We start from the raw sequence: 26,289 nt of genomic DNA on the forward strand, positions 1-26,289 counted from the left end.
CTAATGTTATACGGAAAACAGCCGTCTGTAACTTACAAAAGGTTTATAAAACAATATAAGCTCCCCTTATTACCATCCTGCATTCACCTTGCAAAAAATAAAAAAAAACAAAATTTATTCTATAACTTCCATTTTTTATAGAAATACACATTACATCTATATTATAGTTATGAATAGACAAATCTTTTTAGATGCTATTTGTACGGAGGAACTATTATGAGTCGTAAAAAATATTCACCAACTCAAAAAAAACGTCATCCGAACATTTCGAGACGTTTGCGAAACCATATACAAGATCGTTCATTAACAGAAATGTACGCATCTCTGTTCGAACACAATCCTGATAGTATTATTTCATTAAATTTAGAAGGAGTTATTCTACATATAAATCCTTCTGCCGAAAGAATATTAGGTTACACTTCTTTAGAATTGGAACAGAAAAATATTACCTCTATTTTAGAAGCCCATATTTCTGAGCAAGTATTACAAAATATAAAGAATACTGAAGCGGATAATCAACAAGAGTATATCTTATCTATTTATCATAAAAATGGATTCTTATTAGATGTTGTGACAAAACTAGTTCCTATTTTTGTTCAAAATCGTCTTACTGGCGTATATGCTATTATGAAGCCGCTTGAAAAATCAGAAAGAATTGAGAATATGCTAAAAGAAAGTGAGAAGAGATTACGTACATTAGTAAACTCCATGCCTGCGTTTGTTATTTTTAAAGATCATGAAGGGCGCTGGCTTGAGGCAAATGATTACGCACTTTCTTGCTTCAATTTCCATCATGTACCTTACCACGGGAAAAAAGATAGCGAACTCATTCAATATAATGAAGCATACCGAGAAGCTTTTTTACATTGTGAAGAAATTGATGAACTAGCATGGCAACAAAGACAAATTCTTCATGGCGAGGAATTTATTATACATAGAGATGATTTCGATCTAATCTTAAGTATATCAAAAGTCCCGCTTTATCATCCTGACGGTTCTCGCAAAGGTCTTATCGTGATGGGGAGAGATGTTACTGAGCTAAAAGAAACTGAAAAGTTATTACGAAAATCTGAGAAGCTCGCAGTAGTCGGACAACTGACAGCTGGAATTGCCCATGAAATTCGAAATCCACTCACTTCTCTAAAAGGTTTTCTAACGTTGCTCCTCCCTGAAATAAATGAGGAGCAAAAATGGTATATCGATGTTATGTTAAGTGAGATTTCACAAATGGAATCCATCACGAGTCAATTTATGGCGATGTCTAAGCCACAAGTATTATCTATCCAAACTTGTAACATACAAACTTTAATTGAAGAGGTAGTTACATTTATTTTACCGACTGCAATTATGCATAGCGTTCATATCATCATGGATCATTTTGATTACGTATATGATATTCAATGTGACGGTAACCAATTAAAACAAGTTTTTATAAACATATTAAAAAATGCGATAGAAGCGATGCCAAATGGCGGAAATATTTTCATCCAAACAAAACCATTAGAGGATAATTTCATCTTAATACGAATTATCGATGAAGGTTGTGGCATTCCAGAAGATCGTATCTCCCGTCTAGGCGAACCTTTTTATAGTTTAAAAGAAAAAGGCACAGGACTAGGATTAATGATGTGTTACAAAATAATTGAAGAACATCATGGTAAATTACACATTTCAAGCGAATTAAATAAAGGTACGATTGTTGATATTGAGCTACCACTTTCTTCATCTCATCTTGCAATCCAGTCTTAAATAAAAAAGAAGCATCTGCTAATCGTTAGCAGATGCTTCTTTTTTTAAAATGCTTTGTCATACCACTCTTTTGCTTTTTCTACTTCACCCATCGTTAATTGATGCCCTCGATTTTCCCAATGCATTGTTACATTCGCATTTGTATTTTCTAATAGTACCTTCAATTCCTCTGACTCTGCTGATGAACAAATTGGGTCATTTGTCCCAGCAGCAATAAACACAGATTTCCCTGCTAAATTTGCTAATTGAATTCCTCTTCTTGGTACCATTGGGTGATGAAGCACAGCACCTTTCAATGCATTTTCGTAATGGAATAATAAGCTTGCTGCGATATTTGCCCCATTCGAATAACCGATAGCTACAATGTTATTTCTATCGAATTTATATTCTTTAGCCGCTTCATCTAAAAATTCATTTAATTCCTTCGTACGGAAAATTAAATCCTCTTCATCAAAAATGCCCTCTGCTAATCGGCGGAAGAAACGCGGCATCCCATTCTCTAACACATTTCCCCTAACGCTTAATACCGACGCTTCCGGATCAATTATTTCTGCAAGTGGTAGTAAATCTAATTCATTACCACCTGTGCCATGAAGTAATAACAACACTGGTTTTGACGTATCTTTTCCTTTTTGAAAAACATGTTTCATCATAATCCTGTTCCCCCTCCAATCACTTTAATCTAAATTTCTCACTTCAAATGGTAAAAGCGTTTGTTCAATCTGTTTTCTATGTTGTTCATATTGTTCCGGTAACTTTAATTCCTCACCCATCGTCTCTAACGATTCATCATGAGCGAAACCAGGAGGATCTGTTGCAATTTCAAATAAGATTTCACCATGTTCTCTAAAATAAATCGCGTTAAAATAATTTCGATCTTGTACAGGAGTTACGTGATATCCAAAACGCGACACATACTCTTTCCAGTCTAGCTGATCAGCATCATCACTCGCTCTCCAGGCAATATGATGAACTGTGCCAACGCCCATTTGGCCACGACCGATTGTTGATAATTTCAAATCAATAATATTTCCAATGTCAGCAGAAGAACGGAATCGAACAAATTCGCCCTCTTCTCCAATTTTTTCAAGACCCATAATATGTTCTAACAATTCAGCTGTTTTTTGAGGCTGTGCAGATAAAAGAACAGCACCTCCAAACCCTTTAATTGCTACTTCTGGTGTAACTTCTCCAAAACTCCAATTGTTTAATTCGCCTGCTTCTCTTTCAACTAATTCTATATGCAAACCATACGGATCATCAAATTCTAAATACTGCTCTCCAAAACGAGTCATTTTTGTATACGAAACATCGAATTTTTCTAATCTATTTTCCCAAAACTCCATTGTACCTTTTGGTACAACGTAAGACGTAATTCCTACTTGACCGTCCCCAATAATACCTTGACGAGCACCTGCCCATGGGAAAAACGTAATAATTGTTCCAGGCTTTCCTCCTTCATTTCCAAAATAAAGATGGTACGTACCTGGATCATCAAAATTCACTGTTTGTTTCACTAAACGTAACCCTAATACACCAGCATAAAAGTCTACATTTTCTTGTGGATGCCCTACAATCGCTGTAATGTGATGGATTCCCATTGTTTTCTTTTCCATTTCTTCCACTCCTTTTTTATTTCATTATAAAAATTCTTTTACATTTAAATTCATTATTCATTTTGTCCATGCTACAAAGTAAAATCCGTTATAATAATTTTATCTCGAATTCGAGATATTAATTACAAAATTACACATTAGCGTCTAACTTATCGGGATTATCTCGATTTCAAGATAGTTTCCAAAAAACATTTACTCACTCTAAAATCATAATAAAACTTGATTTAGAATGTCATTTATCTCAACCTCAATACTTATTATAAGTTACTTACTTTTCTTTGTCAATAAGTTACTTATTTCATTTAAAAAGAAAAGAGAGTAAACGTTATTCACCGTCTACTCTCTTTTCAAATCATTTCGTTTCTTCTTCCAGTACTGCTTCCATCTCATTAAATTCACGATGAACTGCCTTAACGGGTTCTTTCGTTAATAAACTTACAACGATAACAGTTAATAAACTACAGAAGAATCCAGGTACCATTTCATACATAATTGCTTTTAAACTTGGAATTTGTACCCATGCTATAACAACTACTGCACCGACAATCATACCAGCAAGAACGCCCCATTTGTTCGTTCTCTTCCAATATAAACTTAATAAAATAGCGGGTCCAAATGCTGAACCAAATCCTGCCCAAGCATAACCTACAAGTGTTAAAATTGTATCACTTGGATGATACGCTAAAACAACTGCTATCATAGCCACTACTAATACTGATAATCTACCGATAAATACAAGTTCTTTGTCACTTGCGTTACGACGGAAAAATGTTTTATAAAAGTCTTCCGTTACTGCACTTGAAATAACAAGTAATTGTGAGGAAATACTACTCATAATCGAAGCCAAAATAGCTGATAATAAAAATCCTGTAATGTATGGATGGAATAAAATATTTGAGAATGTTACAAAGACCATTTCTGGGTCTTGTAATATCGCATTATTTTTAGCATAATAGGCGATACCAATTAGACCAGTAAGCATTGCACCTATAATTGAAATCGTCATCCAACCGATACCGATTCTACGAGAAGTTTTTAAATCTTTAATAGAGGTAATTGCCATAAAGCGGACAATAATATGTGGTTGACCAAAATATCCAAGGCCCCATGCTAAAAAGGAAATAATCCCTAATACTGTAGTCCCTTTAAACATATCCAAATGCGATGCATCGACTTGCTTAATCGTATTAAATGTTTCTGTTACACCACCGACATCCGTAAAAGCAACAATTGGCACTAATACAAGCGCAATAAACATAATACAACCTTGCACAAAGTCCGTCCAACTTACGGCTAGAAAGCCACCGAATAGTGTATACGCAACAACGACACCCACTGTTACAAATAAACCAATTTTATAATCAAGGTTAAAAGAATTTTCAAACAAACGTCCACCTGAAACTAAACCAGCCGACGCATAAAATGTGAAAAATACTAAAATGACGATAGCGGAGACAAAACGAAGTATTTTCGTACGATCTTTAAACCGATTCTCTAAAAAGTCTGGAATCGTAATTGAATCATTTGCCACTTCTGTATACGTTCGTAAACGCGGGGCAATGATTAAATAGTTTGCATACGCACCTATTAATAAACCTATCGCAATCCATACACTTGATAATCCTGTTGCATACATCGCACCAGGTAATCCCATTAGCATCCAACCACTCATGTCAGAAGCACCAGCTGATAAAGCTGTAACTGCTGGACCGAGTCCCCTCCCGCCTAACATATAATCTGATAAATCGGATGTCTTCTTATAAGACCAATATCCGATATACAACATACCTGCCATATAAATAGCAAGCGATACCATAATTTCAATCTTCACCAAATCTCTCCCTTAGTCCATAAGCCATTCAAAATTTCGAAAAATGACTTTTTCTATTTTCTTGTTTTCGCTTATGGTTCCCTACCTTAACAAACATTTTTTGTTCTTTCAAGTGAACGAGCACTTTTTATTACATGTGAAAACCTTTATAAACGCCTTTATCCCAGTGGATTACAATGATTTTTTAAGGAATTAAAGTAATAATATTCGGAAAATTAAACGGTGTTTTTTCACACCTTATTTTCATTCGTTTACCCGATAAATTTTAAAAGAAAAAAGCCATACAAATGTATGACTTTTAGCTTATTGACGTCTCAATTTTCTCTTTCTCTACATATACTTTACGAAATTTCATATAACATCCAATACGCCAAGGTACTATATAACAAACCGCAAGAGTGTAGAAAAGAATGCCGATTGACTTTGGATCTAGACCTTGTAAATGTCTTCTAAAATAAGCACGTAAAAGAACGATAACTAAAAATGTAGCAATAAAAGCGATACTTTTTTTTTGCATAAATTTGACCATCTTCTCTGACTTCATACCCACTTAAAATAATAAGTGGAATTGACAATAGCAGTCCGATCCCAGCAGCTATACAAATTTGCCAACCAGCAAGTTGTATCGGTGCTGCGTATAAAGAAAAACCTGGTAATAAGAAAAATAATGGCAATAGTAGTCGTCTTCCTTTATTATTAATTGGTCGATTCATAGAGCGCATGCGTCTAAATATAACGAGCCCTATGACGAGTAAAAAAATTGTAATACTGTAAGAACCTTGTTGCAAGTGAATCTCTCCCTAAAAATAGTCATTTTTAAAAATACTTCCCTATTATACTCCTAATTTTTCCAAAAATATGATTATTCCTTAAAAAAATCTTACATATCAAATATACTTTTAGGTTTGATTTACTATAGGAAACAATTCCGAAAGAGGAACTACTCTCCCCACCTCGTCTTTAAACACAATATGCTCTCTAGTTAAATGGCGCGGGCTCTTCACTCCCGCCGCTGCCGCTAATGAAAATAAACTATATCTCATACTAATAATATAATTCATGACTCGCCACTTCTTCTCATACGGATCTAACGCTTTTTGATAATGCGGATTCGTCGTGGCTACACCAGATGGACATTGGCCAGAATTACATTGAAGGGCCATAATACAGCCGCTTGCCATCATAAATCCGCGGGCTGAACTTACAGCATCCGCCCCAATCGCTAAAGCAATCGCTACTTTATCTGGTGTGATTAATTTACCCGATGCAAATACTTTAAACTTGTTACGAACACCATAATGGTTTGCTGTATCAATAAATGTAAGTAATGCTGGAATAAGCGGCAGTCCCATACAATCTGCCATCGATTTATACGTTGCCCCTGACCCGCCTTCTGAACCGTCTATTGTAATAAAATCTGGATAAATGTTTAGTTCTTTCATTGTTTTTATTAAATCTTCCAAAGGCTTCTGCTGACCAATTACAATTTTCATTCCAACTGGTTTACCGCCGCTTTCTTGCAACTGTTGAATAAAATAAAGTGTATCCGCTGCATTCTTTAAAAATGAAAATCGATTCGGTGAATTAATCGTCTCTCCCTTTCGGACGTTGCGAACAAACGCAATTTTCTCATTTACTTTTTGCCCCTCTAAATGACCACCACGTATTTTAGCACCTTGCCCAAATTTCAATTCGAATGCTCTAATATTACTTTCTTTCACTTTCTCCATGAATTTTCCCATTGAAAAATTACCGTCTTCATCACGGTATCCAAATAACCCTGGACCAATTTGCGCAACGATATTCGCTCCTGTATGTAAATGTTCTGGAATAACACCACCTTCACCCGTATTAATCCACGATCCGCCTGCCATTTTTGCTCCAAGACCACTCGCTAAAATATAATTTTCTCCAATCGCACCATAAGAAGTCGCAGATGCACCAAACATGCCATGTAGCTTCCACGGATATTTACGGTTCTCACCGACTATAATTGCATCATCTTCTTCGTACAGCCAAAGATTCGTTGTATCCGCTGTCAATTTTTCTCTTCTTGAAAATAACCCTTCTTTATGAATCACGTACTTTTTACCTTCTCGCTCTTGCGTGAGATTCACACTTAATTCCTCCGTTAATATCGGAAATAATGTATTAGCAATATAATATCCAGAAGCTTCAAAATCTCGTTTTGATCCAAAACCAAGTATTTCAGAGCGATATTTCGCTAAAAACATAACACTTTGAAAATCATAACGTGAGAAAGGCTTTCCATCCGTATCATGATCAAACCAATATTGTCGAAATTCAGGCCCTATCTTTTCCAGTAAGTAGCGCATTCTTCCTAAGTACGGATGTAATTTTAAAATAGAATGATGTGTTCGTTTTTTTATAAAAAATGTAATGATAAAAAAGACGATTAAAAGCAACATTAAAAATAGTAATATACTAATAATAACGAGTAGCGTTTCACTCATCCCGCTTCCCCCTATGAAATTCCATAATAAAAAGAGAACACTAGATGTGTTCTCCTTTTATCTTTATTCATACTAACGTAACAAGATGCTCTTTCGCGTCATATTCAACTAAACTTTCAGCGTGTTTAATTCGATGAACAAAGTCTGGATTAGCAATTAACGGTCTTCCGAATGCCGCTACATCAATCGTTCCTTCTTGCAACGCTTCTTCGGCCTCTTTCGGATTTAAATTACCAACCCCAACAATCGTACCATCCCAATATTTTCTTACTAGTTGATGAAAATTCTTTCCGTCAGCAATCTCTTGGGTATAATTCATCGTTGAAGGATGGATCATCGTTAATCCAACCTCTTTAAACATATTTATGAACGTTTCAATTGCAAACTCAGGGTTTTCCCACATATAAGTAGGATTATCACCTTTGAAAGCAGAGAAACGAAGAAGTGTTTTATTAGCTCCAACAGCTTCTATTACAGCTGCCGTTACTTCTTTCATAAACGTTAACCTTTGTTTTAAATCACCGCCATATTTATCTGTTCGCTTATTCGCAAACTCATACGTAAATTGATCGATTAAATATCCGTGTGCACCGTGAATTTCTACTCCATCAAATCCAGCTTCGATCGCATTTTTCGCAGCTTGTGCGTATTGATCGATCACTTCTTGTATTTCTTCTAACGTCATTGCTTCTGGCATATCAAACGGTTTACGAAAGCGTGGAACATTTCCCTCTGCAGCGATAGCCGACGGCGCTTGTGGCATTTGACCACCAATTATTTCATGATGACTCATACGCCCAACATGCCATATTTGAGCAATAATCGTCCCGCCTTCTTTATGTACTGCCTCTGTAACAGGTTTCCAAGAATCGATTTGTTCTTGTGTATAAATACCTGGTACTCCTGGGTTTCCTTTTGCTCTCGGACTAATGACAATTCCTTCTGTAATAATTAGTCCAATTCCATCCGCAGCACGTTTTCTGTAGTACTCCACTACATCCGCACCAACTACTCCAGTCTCATTATCTGCAAAGCATCTTGTCATCGGTGCCATCGCTATACGATTACGAAGAGACCAAGCTCCAACTTGAATTGGATCAAACAACTTTGTTTCTTCAACGTTTTCAAAAAATCCCCCAGCATTTACATTTGTTCCTTCATAAATACTCGCTGCTTTATTACTTGAACTTGTCATTTTTCTTCCCCCTAAAAAATCTTACTATAATCGCATCATACTTACTTTTAGATAGTAACGTCAATTTTTACGACTTTAAAATAAAAAATTCGAATATTCAAAAAACAAAACGCTATAAATAATATTAAAAAGGTTTCCTTAGGAGGAAACCTTTTTTGTTGACCATATATGGCTGTCAATTCGTTTATCTCTTTAATAAAAAAGCACCTTATCAATAGAAGTGAAAATGGTTCAGTATTCTTCTAAAAATAATAACTTATATACCTAAAACAATGAAAGCCCTACCTCTCTTTCATCCTTACGGCTCCTCGTCCGTGCCAGTGTGAATCAGGATTGCAAAAATCAAGTAACTATTTTATCGAAGTATTCAATTAAACTTCGAACATTCATAAATGAAATTAAAAAATAAAAATGGATTTGATTGTAGTAATAACAATAGAGGTAATGCTCTAAAAGTGGTTTGAAAGAGTTGAATGTCTTTGAAATGATAAATTTTCTATAATTATGTTCCCAAAAAATTCAAGATCTTTTTTGGGATATAATACATTATTTGTAATGAACCTTAACAAAAGCTTTTTATCTGATTTTCTGTGATACCTTCAATTAATCCCAGTTCACTAATCAAAAATTCATATGCGTTATCTAACATCTTCTTTTCGCTTGCATTAAGTGCTTTTTCTTTCTGTATACGCATTAAATCACGCACAACTTCAGCACCTTCTTGCATTTTACCCGTCTTTATTTTATCAGTGTTCAATTTATACCTTTGTTTCCACGTAAGTAATCTATCTGATTCCCCATGTTGAAAAATATCCATTATGTGTGCTAATGCGGTTATATCCGTAACTGGACGTATATTCGAATTCAATATTCTCCCTGCTGGAATCATTAGTTCCATATTACTAGCCGACATTTTTATAACATAATACTGTTGTTTTTCTCCTGAGATTTCCTTCTCTTCTATGGCTTTAATTATACCTGCTCCCTGCATTGGATAAACAATGTTATCGCCAATTTGAAACAAATAATCCACCTCCATATATGGTAACCTTCTCAAGCTTAACATACTTTTAGTTTTTTAGCAAAATTTTTATTTTATCATAAAATTATTTTACACGTCAACACTTCAGAAGCAAGAAATTAAATTTACACAATAAACTATAAAAATCGCAATTCCATTAACGGTTCCACACACATTCATTCTCTTTTAATACAAAAACACATCACTACATTTAAGTAGTGATGTGTTTTTGTTAAGGCATAAATAAAGATCTACTTTTCCGTCTATATACTAACTTGCTTACTAACCGTTTCCCTCGCTAAAAGAAAACTCATAATCACTTGCGCTGCTACTCTACTCGTCATATCTCTGAAATCAAGAGTTGGATCAATCTCTACTATATCCATCCCTTGAACGAGCGGTTCTTTACCAAGGAATTCAATCGCATCTAGTAAAGTCGTACTATCCATTCCACCAGGCCCAATTGCTGGACAACCTGGTGCAAACGCTTGGTCTAGCACATCCATATCAAGAGAAATATAAATAGAAGTCACACCTTGATTTCTTAATAATTCAATACTTTCCGTGATAATATCTTTTATTTCTCGCTCTCGTACGTCTTTCATTGTATACACTGTTACACCATGCTCTATTGCATATTCATGGTACGCACGTGCATTAGAAAAATTACGAATTCCAATTTGAACAAGTTGTTTCCCTGTAATGACATCATTTTCTAGTAAACTACGGAATGGTGTACCATTTGACGGGCCTCCATCATCTAAATTACGTAAATCATGATGAGCATCAAATTGAATAATCCCGACCTTTCCTTTACTGTTTGCAAAGCCTGTTATACTCGGAAAACTAATCGAGTGGTCACCACCAAGAACGATTGGTATCATGTTCGGATTTACTTTCGTTACATGACCAACTGTTTTCGCAATTCGGTTATGACTTTCTTTTATATCCGTCACATGCATCGTAATATCGCCGCAATCATATAAGACACTTTCTTTCATATCGTGTTCTTCTGTAATTGCATATGTGCTGTATGCATCTAACATCGCACGAATTGTCTTTGGAGCAAAACTCGCTCCTGAATGACTAATAGATGGTTTAGAAAGGGGTGCTCCAATTAAGGCAGCACCGAATATTTCTACACCTTCCTCCCAATCTTTAATCATCTCACTCCATTTTGTCACTTCACGATCAATAAACTTTGCGTTTTTCTTTAAATAGTGGCCGTGCTCCACGATTGTTCACCTCTTGTATATGCAATATTACCATTCTTCCATACTGTATTCACATGACTTACGCCGTAATGATACGGTACGTAAGCATAATTGTAAGCATCCCATAAAACTAAATCTGCCTTACGACCAACTCTAATTTTCCCAGCTACATCACCACGGTTAATGGCATATGATGAGTTAACCGTTACGGCATTCCAAACTTCTTCTGGTGTCATTTTCAGTTTTAGCATCGCAATGCTCATAATAAGCTGAATATTTTCAGTTGGACAGCTACCTGGGTTAAAGTCTGTAGCTAACGCAACTGCAACACCTTCATCAATCATTTTACGACCACGAGCAAAGCTTTCTTTATTTAAATAGAAAGTTGTTCCTGGTAATAATGTTGCTACTGTATTCGAGTTTGCAAGCATTTCAATCCCTTTATCAGAAGCGCCAACTAGATGGTCTGCTGATGCTGCACCGATTTCTGCCGCTGCTTCCGCACCACCAAGAGGGTCGATTTCATCTGCATGAATTTTCACATCAAAGCCAAGCTCTTTCGCTTTTAATAAAAATTCTTTTGATTCTTCTACTGAGAACACACCTGTTTCACAGAAAATATCAACGAATTCCGCCAATTGTTTCTCTTTCATTTCTGGTAATAGGTCTAACATCCATTGTAAAAATTCTTTCGATCTACCTTTATATTCTTTCGGAACTGCATGAGCACCTAAAAATGTGGAAACTAAATCGATTGAATGCTCTTTTTGTAATTGTGCAGTTGCCTCTAATTGTTTCCATTCCGTCTCATCATCTAATCCGTAACCACTCTTCGCTTCTACAGTTGTAACGCCGAAAGATAGCATACGGTCTAAATGGAATTTCGCTTTTTGAACAAGTTCTTCTTTCGACGCCTGTTTCGTTGCATTTACAGTTGAAAGAATACCTCCGCCTTGTTCTAAAATTTCTAAGTACGGAACTCCTTGTAATTTTAGCGCAATTTCATTTTCACGAGATCCACCAAATACAAGATGGGTATGCGGATCAACAAGACCAGGAGAAACCATTTTCCCCCCGCAATCAATAACTTCTTTCGCTTGTAATCCTTTCGCTTCTTCCGCTGTTCCAACGAAAGTGATTACACCATTTTCAATTCCAACCGCACCGTTTTCGATAACAGGAAGCGTGTTCATCGCTTCTCGTCTTAACAAGCCATCTTCTTGATCCATTGTTAGTAATTGACCGATATTTATTAGTAAAGTGTCCAGCATGTTTTCTCCTCCTTATTTCATCATTGGAATGTTAACGCCTTTTTCTTTCGCAGTTTCCACAGCTAAGTCATATCCAGCATCCACGTGACGAACAACACCCATACCAGGGTCAGAAGTTAATACGCGCTCAATACGTTTTGCTGCTGCTTCTGTTCCATCTGCAACGATAACCATTCCAGCGTGAAGTGAATAACCCATACCAACGCCACCACCGTGGTGAACAGATACCCAGCTCGCACCGTTTACACTATTAATTAATGCATTTAAAATTGGCCAGTCAGCTACTGCATCACTACCGTCTTTCATCGCTTCTGTTTCACGGTTTGGAGATGCTACTGATCCGCAATCTAAATGGTCACGACCAATAACAATCGGTGCTGATAATTCACCATTTGCAACCATTTCATTAATGATGCGACCAAATTTCGCACGCTCACCGTAACCTAACCAACAAATACGTGATGGAAGTCCTTGGAACTCAACTTGTTGACGTGCCATACGAATCCAGTTACATAAATGTTCATTATCAGCGAACTCACGTAAAATTACTTCGTCTGTTTTATAAATATCTTCTGGATCACCAGAAAGTGCTACCCAGCGGAATGGCCCTTTTCCTTCACAGAATAATGGACGAATAAATGCTGGAACGAATCCTGGGAAATCGAAAGCATTTTTCAAACCTTCATCGAAAGCAACTTGGCGAATGTTATTTCCATAATCAAATGTAATTGCACCTTTTTCTTGCATCGCAAGCATCGCTTCCACATGTTTTGTCATACTTTCTTTTGATAATTGTACGTAACGTTCTGGATCTTTTTCACGAAGTTTCGCTGCTTCTTCTAATGTGTAACCTACTGGAATATAACCGTTTAATGGATCATGAGCAGATGTTTGATCTGTAACTAAATCTGGCGTAATATCACGCTTCACTAGTTCTGGTAAAATCTCTGCCGCATTTCCTAGCAAGCCAATTGAAATTGGTTCTTTCTTCTCTTTATACTCGTTCGCAACAGTTAATGCTTCTTCTAATGATTCTGTATACATGTCACAATATCTCTTTTCAATACGACGATCGATGCTACGCTTATCAACATCAATAGCAATGACAACACCGCCGTTCATCGTTACAGCAAGAGGTTGTGCACCACCCATACCACCTAAACCAGCAGTAAGTGTTAATGTACCTTTTAATGAACCGTCGAAATGTTGACGAGCTGCTTCACCAAATGTTTCATATGTTCCTTGTAGAATCCCTTGTGTTCCAATGTAAATCCAGCTACCAGCTGTCATTTGTCCGTACATCATAAGACCTTTTTTCTCTAGTTCTCGGAAGTGATCCCAGTTTGCCCATTTTGGTACTAAGTTTGAGTTCGCTAACAGAACGCGAGGTGCATCTTCATGTGATTTAAAAATGGCAACTGGTTTTCCTGATTGAACAAGTAACGTTTCATCGCTTTCTAACGTTTTTAATGAATCTACAATCGCCTGATAGCTTTCCCAGTTACGAGCTGCACGGCCAATTCCGCCATACACAACTAATTCTTCTGGTTTTTCAGCAACTTCCGGATCTAAATTGTTCATTAGCATACGAAGTGCAGCTTCTTGCACCCACCCTTTCGTTTGTAACTCTGTACCTCTTGGCGCGCGAATTGTTTGTTGTACTTTTTCCATTTCAATCTCTCCCTTTTCTCATTTTATAGTGCTGCGTTTACATCCAATCTTTCTTTTATCGAATAATTCGTTTTTAACCAATGTGCAATATTTTCAATATCCGTTGAGAAGATGCGATCATTTGTAATAGATGGTACTTGCTGACGCCCTTGATGGTAGAAGCTCTTCGTCACTGTACTCATGTTTTCAATTCCACGATATTCTGCCGCTTGCATCGCACAAATCATTTCAATTGAAAGAACACGTCTTACATTTTGAATAATTTGATGTGCATGACGTGAAGCGATTGTTCCCATACTTACGTGATCTTCTTGGTTAGCTGATGACGGGATTGAATCAACACTCGCTGGATGTGCTAACGTTTTATTTTCAGAAACTAGTGACGCTGCAGCATATTGCATAATCATTGCACCAGACTGAAGTCCTGGTTCTGGACTTAAAAATGGCGGTAAATCGTTTAACTGCGGATTTACTAAACGCTCAATACGACGCTCTGAAATGTTTGCAAGTTCCGCCATTCCTACTTTTAAGAAGTCCATCGCAAATGCAATCGGTTGACCATGGAAATTACCACCTGAAATTACTTTTTCCCCGCCATCAAAGATTAGCGGATTATCTGTTGCGGCATTCATTTCAATTTCTAATTTTTCTTTCACATAATTCAAAACTTGCCAAGAAGCACCGTGTACTTGCGGGATACAACGAAGTGAATAGGCATCCTGTACACGTAGTTCTCCTTGTTTTGTTGTTAACTTACTATCATGAAGAATGTCACGAATTCTGCTTGCTACATCCACTTGCTCTTTATAGCCACGTGCTTTATGAACATTTTCATCAAATGCATCAATAATGCCTTGTAACCCTTCAATTGTCATCGAAGCAATTAGTTCAGCTTGATACGCCGTTGCTTCTGCTTCTATATAAGAAAGAACTCCTTGTGCTGTCATCGCCTGCGTACCATTAATTAACGCAAGACCTTCTTTCGCTTCAAGTTCAATTGGCTCAAGCCCTTCTTCTGTAAGAGCAACCATTGCATGAACGCGTTTCCCTTTATAGAACACTTCACCTTCGCCTAATAATACGAGCGCAAGATGAGATAAAGGTGCTAAATCTCCACTTGCACCAAGTGAACCTTGTTGCGGAACGACTGGATGAATTTTACGATTTACAAACTCAAGAAGCATATTTACAACAAGCGGCCTTACGCCTGATACTCCTTTAAGCATCGTGTTCGCTCGTAAAATTAACATTCCGCGCGATACTTCTTCCGGGAATGGATCACCTATCCCACATGCATGTGACTGAATTAAATTATGTTGAAGTGCCTTTACATCATCTTTTTGGATAAGCACATCACTAAACTTTCCAAATCCAGTTGTAATACCGTAAACGACTTTTCCGTCCTCTACAATTTTCTCAACTACTTCGCGGCACTCCGCTACCTTTTGCATACTAGTTGGACAAGCTGTTACACCTTCTCCTTCCAGTAATAACCTCTTCATTTCTTCAACTGTCAATGTATGTCCTGTTAACGTAATCATCATTTTTCCTCCTTAAAAAGGCAAAAGGGGACCTTATCTTTTTAAGACAGACTTCTGTCCTAAAAAAGTAAGGCCCCCTTCTAACTAATAGACTATGGGCAAATCATATGTGATTAATTCCTAAACCAATCGCCTCATGCTCAGATCCTTTTACAGGTGCACCAATCGTTCCATATAATGCAACAGCAACCCATTCGCCTTCTTTTTTCCCGTCGTATGGTGTACCGCGCACAATCGCAAAACGAAGTCCTACTGTACGAAGAACGTCTGCTAACTGAATTTGACCTCTCGTCACTCCGTACAAAGCTTCCATAATTGCATGATAAAGTGCATGTGTTTCTCTGTAAACGTCTGTTTCAATAACTTGGTTGCTTTTAGCCGCTGTTTCCATTGCTGCGACAACCTTTTGCGAATTCATCGAACCCACTTTCCCCGTACAATACTTCCAACCTTTTGGAATGGATAATACAGGACTTTCATTCTCATCCGCAAGTGCCAACAGCATGGCCATACGACCAATTCGATGTGTTCCTTGAAGAAGCATGTGACTCTCTCATTTCTTTTGAATTATTTGAATATTACTTAATTTAAGAATATATGAAAACGGTTAAATCGTCAATAGTTTAAAATCATATTCAACCATTTTTTTCATCCCCCTAATTTTGTGTACACAAATGATTTACACAAAATTTCCAGACGTGCTATAGTCTCACTAACAGATGCAAAGGGGCGAAATTTCAGTGACAAAACGAAAAGATATTCATTTTCGAATTGAAGAGAAATTACTTGAAAGGTTTGAATCAGCACTCCATTACGAAGGTTTAAAGAAAACAGATGTATTAACACATGCAATCCAACAATTTTGCACAAAGGTAGAATGTGACAAAATGAATGATGTAAAACGACAATATAACGTTAGCAACCATTTACAAACACGCATCGACACACATACACATTACGAAGAAAAACACGTAGATTTAGATAAGATCGTCATTGAACATTTACACCTTCAAGGGGATGAAAACATATTAGAGGTTGGGTGCGCTAGTGGAAAATTTCTTTCCCTTTTACAAACAAATGGTCATAAAGGCCCATTAACCGGGTTTGATCAATCCGAAGCTATGCTTGCTGAAGCTGCTAAGACGAGTAACTTAATAGAATGGAAACGAGGGGATGCTAGTAAACTTCCTTTCGAAACAAATTATTATGACCTAATAATCGCAAGACATATGTTATACCATGTGAAAGATGTTGAAAAAACAATTCAAGGCTTTTATAAAGTCATTCGTCCTGGCGGAACACTTTTAGCTACAACAAATTCTAAAGTTTCATTACCTCGTATAGTTGAAATGTGTAACAACATGCTTGACGCATTTGATCTACCGAAAACATCACCAGCAGTCTCTCCATTTTGTTTAGAAAATGGTAAAGAGATAGTAGCATCTGCTTTTCCAACGGTTGAAGAAACAGTTATTCATAATGCGCTCGTTTTTCATCATGCTACCCCAATAGTAAACTATATTTCCAGCATGTTTCCATCGTTAAATATACCCGATAATATGTATCTTCAAGTCGAGATGAAAGAATGGCTAACAGAAGAAATCAACAAGGAATTATCGCTTCATAACGGTATATGGCGCGATCCAAAAACGTTAGTAATTTATCGGTGTAAAAAAGCTAGCATTTGCTAGCTTTTACACGTTTTCTCGTAAAAGTTTCTCCATTACTACATTGCCTTTACCACAATAAAAATCTGTATTATGTTCGTCTGCCACTCCAAAATAAGAGGCAATCGCTATTCCAAATGGTACAAATGCATGCCCTTGTGCTGTAATGATATTTGAGTGTTGCACAACTTCTTCATACACGAAATTTTCTACTGGAAAACAATCGAATTTTTGATAATCTATAGTCGCAGTATAAGAAATCCCTTTAAATAACCCTGCTTTTGCTAGCGCATACGGTCCAGCACAAATTGCCGCCACTAATTTTTCTTGTTCGTGAAATTGACGAATGACTGAAAAAAGAGATTTCGCATCTTTCAACTGTACTTCTTCTCCACCTGGAATAAGTACCCCCTCATACTCATCTACACGTACTTCACTTACTTCTATATGTGGTTGCACTTGCAAACCTGTTTCACTTATAATCAATTCTTTTGTTAAGCCCGCTGTAATGATTTCAAATTTATTTTTCAGCAATGCCGTCGCTACTGTTATTTCAAACTCCGCAAATGTTGGGTATACAAATAAAAGTATTTTTTTCATAGCCCTCTCTCCTTTAACCAGCCCATAAAATATACCTCTAAATCGTCAACTGTTAATCTATTCGTGTCCACATAAGTTACAGGAAATTGTTTATACCAGTCTTTTTCAGTTTCTGCTAATTTAAATTGCTCCTCAAATGTACTTCTGTTTCTTGTTCTATCATTATTTTTTCTATCATATAAATTACTTTCCGATACATCCAAATAAAAAATAGCATCCGAACGGCATTCTCTTAATTTATATAATTCATCTTTCAATTCATTTTCTATATCCCACTCTTTCCCTATAACCATTGGGTAAAAAAGTGTATAAAATTCGATGTCTTCTGGCCCACGATCAAAAATCACGACTGAACCTTTTGCATTTTGAAAATCTTTTATTTTAGCTTCTATAAACATTTTTTGATTTGCTATAAACCCTTCTTTTGAATTCATATCCAACTTTAATCGCTTTCGCTTTTCTACAATTGGATAAGGATTTTCATATATAACTGAAAACCCACATCGCTCTAACCTTTTAGCCAATGTCGTTTTTCCGCTTGCCATCGGTCCTTGGAGTGAAATTACATATGCCATTCCTCTCATTCCCTTGCGCTTTAGTAAAACTATAATATACAGAATCTTGAAAACTATCAACATTATATATATCATCTTGTTTCTTATTCTTATCTAACTTATAATGAAAAATAGAGATTATGACGGACGCATCAATAATGTAAGCTTGGAAATCCAAGCTTACATTATTTTTTGCTTTCCCTTTTCTAATAAAAAGAGTATACTAGATTAGAACGTATGTTCTTAATAATTACATACAGTAAGGAGATAGAACAATGGTATACGACACAAAAGCAATTTCTTGGAATGAATCTTTAAAACAACTTCAACGCCGCTATACAAACAAACAAGTTGACCGAAAAGAATTTGAGGATATTGAACTGATGGAATTCTTCCGCGATAACGACTACATTTCTTTACCTACACACATAAGCGGCCTATCAAAAACACGTTTTACTTCTTACTCTATTTTCACAACTGAAGATAAAGATCGTAAAGTTGGCACATTAATCATTGAATATGTAGAAGATGATAATAATAATTTACATGTGGAACAACTATACTTTGTTTAAATGATAACGCTTGGTCAAAATGACCAAGCGTTCTTGCTTTCTATGAATCTCACTGTATATAATATGAATAAAAGAAAACCGCTATCATTAAGGGGGGATATGCTTGCTCGAAGGATGGTTCAGTTGGTTCATTGTATTATGGACGGTTATTTTATTAGGGCTTATGTCTATCGGTGGATACTTTATGTTCAGAAAATTTTTAAAACGTTTACCAAAAGAAGACGGCATGTCCATTTTGGATTGGGAAGAACACTACATAAATAAAACGAGACATTTATGGGCTGACGAACAAAAACAATTGTTAGAAGAGCTTGTAAGTCCTGTTCCAGAACTATTTCGCGATGTTGCAAAATCAAAGATTGCTGGAAAAATCGGGGAACTTGCATTACAAGAAAATGCCTCTCAAATTACACAAGACTTAATTATTAAAGGATATATCATTGCCACACCAAAGCGTGATCATAAATTTTTAATTAAAAAACTACAAGAAAAAAAGATTGATTATTCTAACTATCGATCTTTACTCGCAAAGTAACTTCATATTATTTTCGATAAAAAAGACAGCGCCTTTGACGCTGTCTTTTTATTTGGTACATATACAGTTTTTAAGTTAGCTTCATATCTTTTTCATTATAAAAACCATCTTCTTTTTCCATTTCCTTTTGTAATTTCGTAAAGGAACGGTACATGGCAATTCTCCATGACACAATCATCGCGAACGCCAGTAAGAAGAACATGCCACTAAGTTGTCCTAAATCAAGAGATTGGCTTAAGTATGTTTTAAATACAATCCGCACGACAAGTAATCCAATTAATATAAAAACAAAGGCTTTTGAACGCTTCAAATAAATCTCTTGTCCTCTAATTTCAAATTTAGATGTTTTAATAAGAAAAATAGAGAAAAACAAACCGACGCCAATTGCTTCTAACATTTCCGCTGGAGTTAATCGAAATTCAGGAAAAACATACATCAATGCTCCCGTGCTCATAAAAAATGGCGGAAGTATAATTTTTTTCAATGTTGCAGGTTTCTTAGCTGCTTTTAAACGAATAAACATCGCACCGACAGCCATACAAACAGCAACGATACTTGATAAAAGAACTATGTTCATATTTTCTCATCCTTTTTTGTGGCTATATGCAAAATATACTTTCATTATATGCTTTTCCGTTAGTATTTCCAACATTTTCGCAGAATAATACTAAAAACCGGTAAAACCACCAAATAAACTTGAGAAATATACGATAATTTTCGTCATCCAGTTAAAGTATAGGAAGACCCCCATAACAATCATAATATATCCTCCGACTTTCATGAAGGCCATACTATTTCTTTTAATCCAAGACATTTTCGTAATAAAGAATGACAGTACGAAAAACGGGATAGCAAATCCAAGTATGTAAGCAATCATGTAAATCATTGCTGATTCTGGGTTTGTTGCTGCTAATCCAATTACCGACACTAGAATTGGTCCGGTACATGGCGTCCACCCTGCTGCAAAGGCTAATCCAATTAGTACTGATCCAAAATAGCCACTTGGACGATTTTTAAATGTAAATTTACGGTCTTGCATTAAAAATTTCGGCTTAAACACCCCGACAATAATTAAGCCGAACACGATGATAAATATACCACCTAACTGTCTGATTAAATCTTTATAGTCAGTAAAGATTCCTCCAATAAAACTTGTACCAAATCCAATTGCAATAAATATAATTGAAAATCCAAGTAAGAAAAACGCTGTATGTATCATACTTCTTTTGCGAAGCATTGCATTTTCTTCTTTCAATTCAGAAACCGACATACCTGTTATGTACGATAAAAATGCCGGATAAAGCGGTAAGCAACATGGGGAAATAAATGATAAGAACCCGGCGCCAAACGCTAAAAAAATACTAATATCTTGCATCATTCCACTCCTCTCCCTAAATATTGTAACAAAAACACATAAAAATACTATGAACAATTCGTGAAATCACTTTTACAACGTGGCAATAAGAAAAAAGTACTTCCTCACAGTTTCTAATAAAACGTTTTCATTTCCTTCTATTATATAGAAAAAACTCAAATGGATTATGAAACTCCTTTAATTGTCATTACCATAACAAAGGTAACATAGTTTCTCAAATAATTAGCACGTTACTAGTACGTCTATATACATATTGGTTTAAAAAATATTTTTTTCAAATGCTGGCTCTATACAATGCAAAGTTGATTTTATAATACTTCTACTATTAATAATTTCAAGATTATGCATAAATATCATACTTTTATTATTATTCTATAAAATGTCATACTTTTCTTTCATTTGACCCTTTATTTCTAATTTTGTATACTTCCCTCTAGTTATATATTTTCGATACGGAACAACTTCATATAGATGGGAGGAATTTTTCATGCTTCGTTATTCTCTTTTAGTTTTATTAGGAGCGTGTAGTTATGGAATTTTAGCTATTTTTGTTAAGCTTGCATATGCAGAAGGATTTTCACTTGGAGAGGTAATTGGCAGCCAATATTTGTTCGGTTGGATTATTTTGCTTGCTATTACACTTCTATTTTCTAGACATCGCGTTCCTTTAAAGCAAGCATTACTTTTATTCGTTGCAGGAACATCTGCAAGTTTTACCGGAATTTTTTATTATGCTTCATTAAAAACTGTACCAGCTTCTATTGCAATTATTCTTTTATTCCAATTTGTTTGGGTCGGAATTATCATTGAAGCAGTCGCAACAAAAACATTACCTTCAAGAGAAAAAGTTATTTCTGTTATTTTCTTACTTGTAGGGACATTTTTATCAAGTGGTTTACTTGAACAATCAGCAGGTGCTTTCGATACGACTGGGATCATTTTAGGTTTATTATCTGCTGTTACATTCGCAACATACATTTTCGTGAGCGGAAAAGTTGCTATTGAAGTACCTTCATTACCGCGCGGTGTTCTCTTAATGACTGGTGCTTTAACTTTAGTCATGATTGTATTCCCACCAACATTTATTTTTAATGGTGCCATTTCTCAAGGTCTTTGGAAATACGGTTTAGGATTAGGAACATTTAGTATCGTAATTCCATCTATTGCCTTTACAATCGGTATTCCAAAAATCGGTTCTGGCTTAGCAACTATTCTTGGTGCAGCGGAACTACCAGTTACAACAATTATGTCCGTATTCGTTTTAAAAGAGGCTGTACTATCTTCACAATGGTTCGGTGTATCACTTATTTTAATCGGGATTGCAATCCCGCAAATTGCATACGCAATGCGTGGACGTTATCGTAAACATCATACGCATAAAAAAGTCGCAGCATAAAGTGAAACTTTAATTAGTTGAACCAATCGGACTGCCCATTAATACGGGATAAACGAGAGAGGATTTTCATTTGAGAATCCTCTCTTTTATTGTTGTATACTTATGATAAATATTTTGCTGAAGAAAGAAGGCATACTACATGGTATCTATTTCAAATCAACTAAAAGAAAAACTTATTTCCATCCGTCGACATTTACATGAGTATCCAGAACTATCATATGAAGAGTTCGAAACAACAAAAGCAATAAAAAATTGGTTAGAAGAAAAAAACATTACTATCATTGACTCCAATTTAGAAACAGGAATTATCGCTGAAGTGTCTGGTAATAAAAACGGGCCAATTGTAGCAGTTCGTGCTGATATTGATGCCCTTCCTATTCAAGAAGAAACACATTTGTCCTATGCATCTAAAGTACGAGGGAAAATGCATGCTTGTGGACACGATTTTCATACAGCTGCCATTTTAGGTACTGCTTTCTTATTAAAAGAAAGAGAATCTTCCCTAAATGGAACGGTTCGCTTCATATTCCAACCAGCTGAAGAAAGTAGTAATGGCGCTTGCAAAGTTATTGATGCTGGACATTTACGTAATGTGCAAGCGATTTTCGGCATGCATAATAAACCTGATTTACCAGTAGGTACAATTGGCATTAAAGATGGTCCACTGATGGCTGGAGTTGATCGATTTGAAATTGAAATTCACGGAGTTGGTACACACGCGGCTGTACCAGATGCTGGCGTAGATCCTATTGTCGCATCCTCTCAAATTGTGATGGCACTGCAAACAATTGTAAGCCGAAATATAAGTTCATCTCATAATGCAGTTGTTAGTGTTACAAATATTCACGCAGGAAATACGTGGAACGTGATTCCTGAAAAAGCTACGTTAGAAGGAACGATTCGCACGTTCCAAGCTGAAACACGTGAAAAGATTCCAGCACTCATGGAGCGTATTATTAAAGGTGTATCTGATGCATTAGGTGTAAAAACGAAATTCCGTTTTTATTCAGGTCCTCCTGCTGTTCACAACGATAAAGCTCTTACAGACTTATCTACTCAAGTTGCCACAAAGATGAATCTTAATATCATCTCGCCTAGTCTATCAATGGCTGGAGAAGATTTCTCATTTTACCAACAGGAAATACCAGGTTCATTCGTCTTTATGGGAACGAGCGGTACACATGAATGGCATCATCCTGCTTTTACAATTAATGAAGAGGCACTGCCTATAAGTGCAGAATACTTTGCTTTACTAGCCGAAAGAGCACTTAAACAATTCTCATAAAAAAAGCCGTTCAAAGTGCATCTCAGCACCCTGAACGGCTTTTCTTATTAAGTTAAATCACGTTTTAAAAACACAGTATATGAAATACATAAAAATACGAACAAATAAAGTAGCAACATACATGATGCAAACGGGAATGTTACTCCATCAATAAAACTTCCGTTCTTTGAAATACTATATAAATCTGTGTTTGCTGGCAATAAATATTTCGCCCAGTTATATCTAGTGGCTGCTAATAACGCAATATTGCCTGATAAAGCAAGGAATAGTGAAATACCAATTGCACCTCCACTAGATCTCGTTAACACAGAAATCATAAATGCAAACGATGCGTACACAACCGTTGGTAACCACGATAAAACATAATATTTACTTGCTTCTACAAAAATGTTTTGTTTTATTATATTTCCATCTTGGAAAATAAACTCACTCCATGCAGGCTGTTGGAATTTATAAATAACAAGTCCACATAAAGCGGAGAAGATCATATTAAATATAAATAATAAAGCTGCAAATATAACGATTGCTAAAAATTTTGCTGTTAAAATTTTAAAGCGACTCGCTGGTCGTATCGTTAAAAATTTATATGTTCCCCAGCTATATTCATTCGCAAAAATTGTACTTGCATACACGAGGATAAATGGGAGCAAAATTGGAAATACGATAAAACCTGTATCTCTCATGAAAGAAAGTGGAGAACTGCTTGCCGGTGCTGTATCCGTATCTAAATGCTTCATCTTAAGCTGGTATTCTTTTACAAGCTCATCCCCTGATTTTTCTGCTAAAATAGCTTCTTTTTTCATGCCAAGCTTTTTCTCAATTTCTACAGTTCGTTCTGTATAATCTACTTTCCATCCTTTTGTTTCCGGTTCAAAATACTTTACCGTAACCCATCCTAATCCGATTATTAATACTGCAATAACTGCAAATGGAATAATCGTTCGCTTCCGCTTAAATATTTTATACAGTTCGTTATATACTAAATTAAACAATATCTTTTCCCCCTGTTAATTCTAAAAATTGCTCTTCTAACGTTTTTCTTTCTTCATATACACGATACACTTGAATGTTTTTCTCAAGCAATGTACGAATAACATTTGGGATTTCTTCATCTTTTACATTAATAAGTAATTCATTATCTTTTACTAAAACATCATGCCCTAATATTTCTGCTGCTTTATTCGCATCATCTACACGTATACGGATCGTCTCCATCTCTTCGCTTTGGCTATGCTGAATATTTTGCGTAGCCACATATTCCCCGTGCTGAATAATGATAACTCTGTCACACATTAATTCAACTTCTGAAAGTAAGTGACTTGATACAAGTACAGCTTTTCCTTGTTCATGTGCAATTTTTTTTATGTACATTCTCATTTCATGTATTCCACTAGGGTCTAATCCATTTGTCGGTTCATCTAGTATCAACACGTCTGGATCGTGAATAAGTGCCTGAGCGATTCCTAAACGTTGTCTCATGCCGAGTGAATACGCTTTTACTTTGCGATCAATTACTTGTCCCATCCCTAACAATTTCACTACTTCATCGATACGTTCTTCGGTCACATTACCATTCATTCGTCCGAAATATGTTAAATTTTCATAGCCGCTCAAAAAAGGATAAAATTCAGGTGTCTCAATTACCGCTCCAATTTTCGCAGCTGTTTTTTCGAATTGCTGTTTCACAGATTGACCATCAATCCATACTTCACCTTCTGTCATACGGATCATACCAACCATCATTCTCATTAAAGTCGTTTTTCCAGCACCGTTTGGTCCGAGTAAACCGACAACCTCGCCTTTTTTCACTTCAAAACTAATATTTTGTACAAGTGTCTTTGATCCGATTCGCTTCGTTAACCGATCGACTTTTACAATTGATTGTTCATTTGTCATTCTATACAACCTTTCCTTCCCATTCTTTGTCAGGTCTTTTCACTGTAACATGATTATTTTTATGTGTAAAATGGAAAAAGGCATGATTTCTCATGCCTTTTTCTTGAAATGCAACGAATTTTTATCTTGTAAACTTTGAACAAATCGAAAACATTGCACCATCGATAATAGAAGGATAACAATCATAATTATACTCACTACTACTATTGCATATATTGTAATCGGTGCACTATTTATCCCTTGTATTCCTGCTATTCTTATAAAAATAATCGTAAATAATTTTAAAAATAACATCCCATTAACTAATCCAAAAACAAACGCTGCTCCATAAATGAATAATTGCTCCTGACATAATAAATATAGTACTTCTTTTCTTTTTATATTTTCTGCTACATAAGATGTAAACTCCTCTCTCCTCACTAGCAAAAGGGAGTACATCATTTTATATGTAGTAAAAATACATATGAAAATTAGTACAATAAACAGTGTGTAAAAATACATTTGAAATACAAATGCATCCCCTACTTTCAAAATAGCTCCTTCATTAAATTGTAACGATATCATAAAAAACAAAATCATAATACTCATAGCAATCCACATAAATTGCTTCATCCTTTTGGTAGCAAATGTTCTTATATTTTTTCTCGCTAACCGACATAAAGACATAAAATTCTTCCCCTACCTTATTACATACGCATTCTATACTACTAGTGTATAAAAATATGACATTTTAAACATCGCACTACAATCGGAATTTCTTCTAAGTCTTTAGTCCTAGAAAACGAAATGATAAAAAATCACATTTAGAATATAATTGTAAAAAGGA

The 26,289-nt window shown here is 35.7% G+C and carries 24 protein-coding genes and 2 pseudogenes; 6 read left to right on the forward strand and 20 right to left on the reverse strand.

Annotated features, from left to right (window positions below):
- Positions 1-216 precede the first annotated feature (216 nt).
- A complete protein-coding gene (locus ACTFN4_RS00600) occupies positions 217-1,749 on the forward strand; it encodes a BA3702 family sensor histidine kinase (protein WP_000087650.1) in 1,533 nt (510 codons plus the stop codon).
- A gap of 44 nt (positions 1,750-1,793) precedes the next feature.
- Here ACTFN4_RS00600 and ACTFN4_RS00605 read toward each other — a convergent pair whose 3' ends face one another.
- The 12 genes and pseudogenes from ACTFN4_RS00605 to hutP form a co-directional block, all read right to left on the reverse strand.
- Positions 1,794-2,402 carry an alpha/beta hydrolase gene (locus tag ACTFN4_RS00605; RefSeq protein WP_439962025.1) on the reverse strand — a complete coding sequence of 203 codons (609 nt, stop codon included), beginning with the start codon at positions 2,400-2,402 and terminating at the stop codon, positions 1,794-1,796.
- A gap of 24 nt (positions 2,403-2,426) precedes the next feature.
- Positions 2,427-3,365: a ring-cleaving dioxygenase gene (locus ACTFN4_RS00610; protein ID WP_439962026.1), complete on the reverse strand. Its 939-nt coding sequence runs from the start codon at positions 3,363-3,365 to the stop codon at positions 2,427-2,429.
- A gap of 352 nt (positions 3,366-3,717) precedes the next feature.
- A complete protein-coding gene (gene putP / locus ACTFN4_RS00615) occupies positions 3,718-5,196 on the reverse strand; it encodes a sodium/proline symporter PutP (protein WP_000687595.1) in 1,479 nt (492 codons plus the stop codon).
- A gap of 298 nt (positions 5,197-5,494) precedes the next feature.
- Positions 5,495-5,984: pseudogene (locus ACTFN4_RS00620) on the reverse strand (CcdC family protein).
- Positions 5,985-6,095: 111 nt separating this feature from the next.
- Positions 6,096-7,670, reverse strand: a complete 1,575-nt coding sequence (locus ACTFN4_RS00625) for an FMN-binding glutamate synthase family protein (protein WP_000005167.1) — start codon at positions 7,668-7,670, stop codon at positions 6,096-6,098.
- 67 nt (positions 7,671-7,737) lie between these two features.
- Positions 7,738-8,865, reverse strand: a complete 1,128-nt coding sequence (locus tag ACTFN4_RS00630) for an alkene reductase (RefSeq protein WP_000204580.1) — start codon at positions 8,863-8,865, stop codon at positions 7,738-7,740.
- 562 nt (positions 8,866-9,427) lie between these two features.
- Positions 9,428-9,889 carry a CarD family transcriptional regulator gene (locus ACTFN4_RS00635; RefSeq protein ID WP_170317877.1) on the reverse strand — a complete coding sequence of 154 codons (462 nt, stop codon included), beginning with the start codon at positions 9,887-9,889 and terminating at the stop codon, positions 9,428-9,430.
- Positions 9,890-10,149: 260 nt separating this feature from the next.
- Positions 10,150-11,121 carry a formimidoylglutamase gene (hutG, locus tag ACTFN4_RS00640; RefSeq protein WP_000399838.1) on the reverse strand — a complete coding sequence of 324 codons (972 nt, stop codon included), beginning with the start codon at positions 11,119-11,121 and terminating at the stop codon, positions 10,150-10,152.
- Complete coding sequence (hutI, locus tag ACTFN4_RS00645; protein WP_000887531.1) at positions 11,100-12,371, reverse strand: imidazolonepropionase; 1,272 nt, start codon at positions 12,369-12,371, stop codon at positions 11,100-11,102. The genes hutG and hutI overlap by 22 nt, the downstream gene beginning before the upstream one ends.
- Before the next feature lie 12 nt (positions 12,372-12,383).
- Entirely contained in the window at positions 12,384-14,042 is a 1,659-nt protein-coding gene (gene hutU / locus ACTFN4_RS00650) for a urocanate hydratase (protein ID WP_000416944.1), read from the reverse strand.
- 23 nt (positions 14,043-14,065) lie between these two features.
- Positions 14,066-15,583 carry a histidine ammonia-lyase gene (hutH, locus tag ACTFN4_RS00655; RefSeq protein WP_000631874.1) on the reverse strand — a complete coding sequence of 506 codons (1,518 nt, stop codon included), beginning with the start codon at positions 15,581-15,583 and terminating at the stop codon, positions 14,066-14,068.
- A 103-nt stretch (positions 15,584-15,686) separates the two neighbouring features.
- Positions 15,687-16,127, reverse strand: a complete 441-nt coding sequence (gene hutP, locus ACTFN4_RS00660; protein ID WP_000926516.1) for a hut operon transcriptional regulator HutP — start codon at positions 16,125-16,127, stop codon at positions 15,687-15,689.
- 196 nt (positions 16,128-16,323) lie between these two features.
- Here hutP and ACTFN4_RS00665 point away from each other — a divergent pair, with 196 nt between their 5' ends.
- Complete coding sequence (locus tag ACTFN4_RS00665; RefSeq protein WP_025687649.1) at positions 16,324-17,274, forward strand: class I SAM-dependent methyltransferase; 951 nt, start codon at positions 16,324-16,326, stop codon at positions 17,272-17,274.
- A gap of 3 nt (positions 17,275-17,277) precedes the next feature.
- On the opposite strand, the gene ACTFN4_RS00670 is transcribed toward ACTFN4_RS00665, so the two are convergent.
- Complete coding sequence (locus ACTFN4_RS00670) at positions 17,278-17,850, reverse strand: DJ-1/PfpI family protein (RefSeq protein ID WP_000722200.1); 573 nt, start codon at positions 17,848-17,850, stop codon at positions 17,278-17,280.
- Positions 17,847-18,434: an ATP/GTP-binding protein gene (locus ACTFN4_RS00675; RefSeq protein ID WP_142292957.1), complete on the reverse strand. Its 588-nt coding sequence runs from the start codon at positions 18,432-18,434 to the stop codon at positions 17,847-17,849. Before ACTFN4_RS00675 ends, ACTFN4_RS00670 begins: the two co-directional genes overlap by 4 nt.
- 245 nt (positions 18,435-18,679) lie before the next feature.
- On the opposite strand from ACTFN4_RS00675, the gene ACTFN4_RS00680 reads away from it, so the two are divergent.
- Complete coding sequence (locus ACTFN4_RS00680; RefSeq protein WP_000262401.1) at positions 18,680-18,976, forward strand: hypothetical protein; 297 nt, start codon at positions 18,680-18,682, stop codon at positions 18,974-18,976.
- A 103-nt stretch (positions 18,977-19,079) separates the two neighbouring features.
- Entirely contained in the window at positions 19,080-19,511 is a 432-nt protein-coding gene (locus ACTFN4_RS00685; protein ID WP_000889373.1) for a DUF2621 domain-containing protein, read from the forward strand.
- A gap of 70 nt (positions 19,512-19,581) precedes the next feature.
- Here ACTFN4_RS00685 and ACTFN4_RS00690 read toward each other — a convergent pair whose 3' ends face one another.
- The 3 genes and pseudogenes from ACTFN4_RS00690 to ACTFN4_RS00700 form a co-directional block, all read right to left on the reverse strand.
- Positions 19,582-20,088, reverse strand: coding sequence for a CcdC family protein (locus ACTFN4_RS00690; protein WP_001028439.1), 507 nt, complete (start codon positions 20,086-20,088; stop codon positions 19,582-19,584).
- Positions 20,089-20,178: 90 nt separating this feature from the next.
- Complete coding sequence (gene ccdA / locus ACTFN4_RS00695; RefSeq protein ID WP_001152676.1) at positions 20,179-20,886, reverse strand: cytochrome c-type biogenesis protein CcdA; 708 nt, start codon at positions 20,884-20,886, stop codon at positions 20,179-20,181.
- A 16-nt stretch (positions 20,887-20,902) separates the two neighbouring features.
- Positions 20,903-21,051 (reverse strand): annotated as a pseudogene (locus ACTFN4_RS00700) (peptidase T).
- A 322-nt stretch (positions 21,052-21,373) separates the two neighbouring features.
- Here ACTFN4_RS00700 and ACTFN4_RS00705 point away from each other — a divergent pair.
- Both ACTFN4_RS00705 and ACTFN4_RS00710 read left to right on the forward strand, forming a co-directional pair.
- Positions 21,374-22,282, forward strand: a complete 909-nt coding sequence (locus tag ACTFN4_RS00705) for an EamA family transporter (protein WP_025687647.1) — start codon at positions 21,374-21,376, stop codon at positions 22,280-22,282.
- A gap of 139 nt (positions 22,283-22,421) precedes the next feature.
- The gene (locus ACTFN4_RS00710) at positions 22,422-23,567 is read left to right on the forward strand and encodes a M20 peptidase aminoacylase family protein (protein WP_000253675.1); all 1,146 of its coding nucleotides are present in this window, start codon (positions 22,422-22,424) and stop codon (positions 23,565-23,567) included.
- Between the two features lie 47 nt (positions 23,568-23,614).
- Here ACTFN4_RS00710 and ACTFN4_RS00715 read toward each other — a convergent pair whose 3' ends face one another.
- The 3 genes from ACTFN4_RS00715 to ACTFN4_RS00725 form a co-directional block, all read right to left on the reverse strand.
- Positions 23,615-24,559: an ABC transporter permease gene (locus ACTFN4_RS00715; protein ID WP_000482759.1), complete on the reverse strand. Its 945-nt coding sequence runs from the start codon at positions 24,557-24,559 to the stop codon at positions 23,615-23,617.
- Positions 24,552-25,463, reverse strand: coding sequence for an ABC transporter ATP-binding protein (locus tag ACTFN4_RS00720; protein ID WP_000180622.1), 912 nt, complete (start codon positions 25,461-25,463; stop codon positions 24,552-24,554). Before ACTFN4_RS00720 ends, ACTFN4_RS00715 begins: the two co-directional genes overlap by 8 nt.
- Positions 25,464-25,553: 90 nt before the next feature.
- Positions 25,554-26,129 carry a hypothetical protein gene (locus ACTFN4_RS00725; RefSeq protein WP_025687646.1) on the reverse strand — a complete coding sequence of 192 codons (576 nt, stop codon included), beginning with the start codon at positions 26,127-26,129 and terminating at the stop codon, positions 25,554-25,556.
- Between the last annotated feature and the right edge of the window lie 160 nt (positions 26,130-26,289).

This window comes from Bacillus cereus group sp. MYBK95-2 (assembly GCF_051915225.1).
GTDB lineage: Bacteria > Bacillota > Bacilli > Bacillales > Bacillaceae_G > Bacillus_A > Bacillus_A cereus.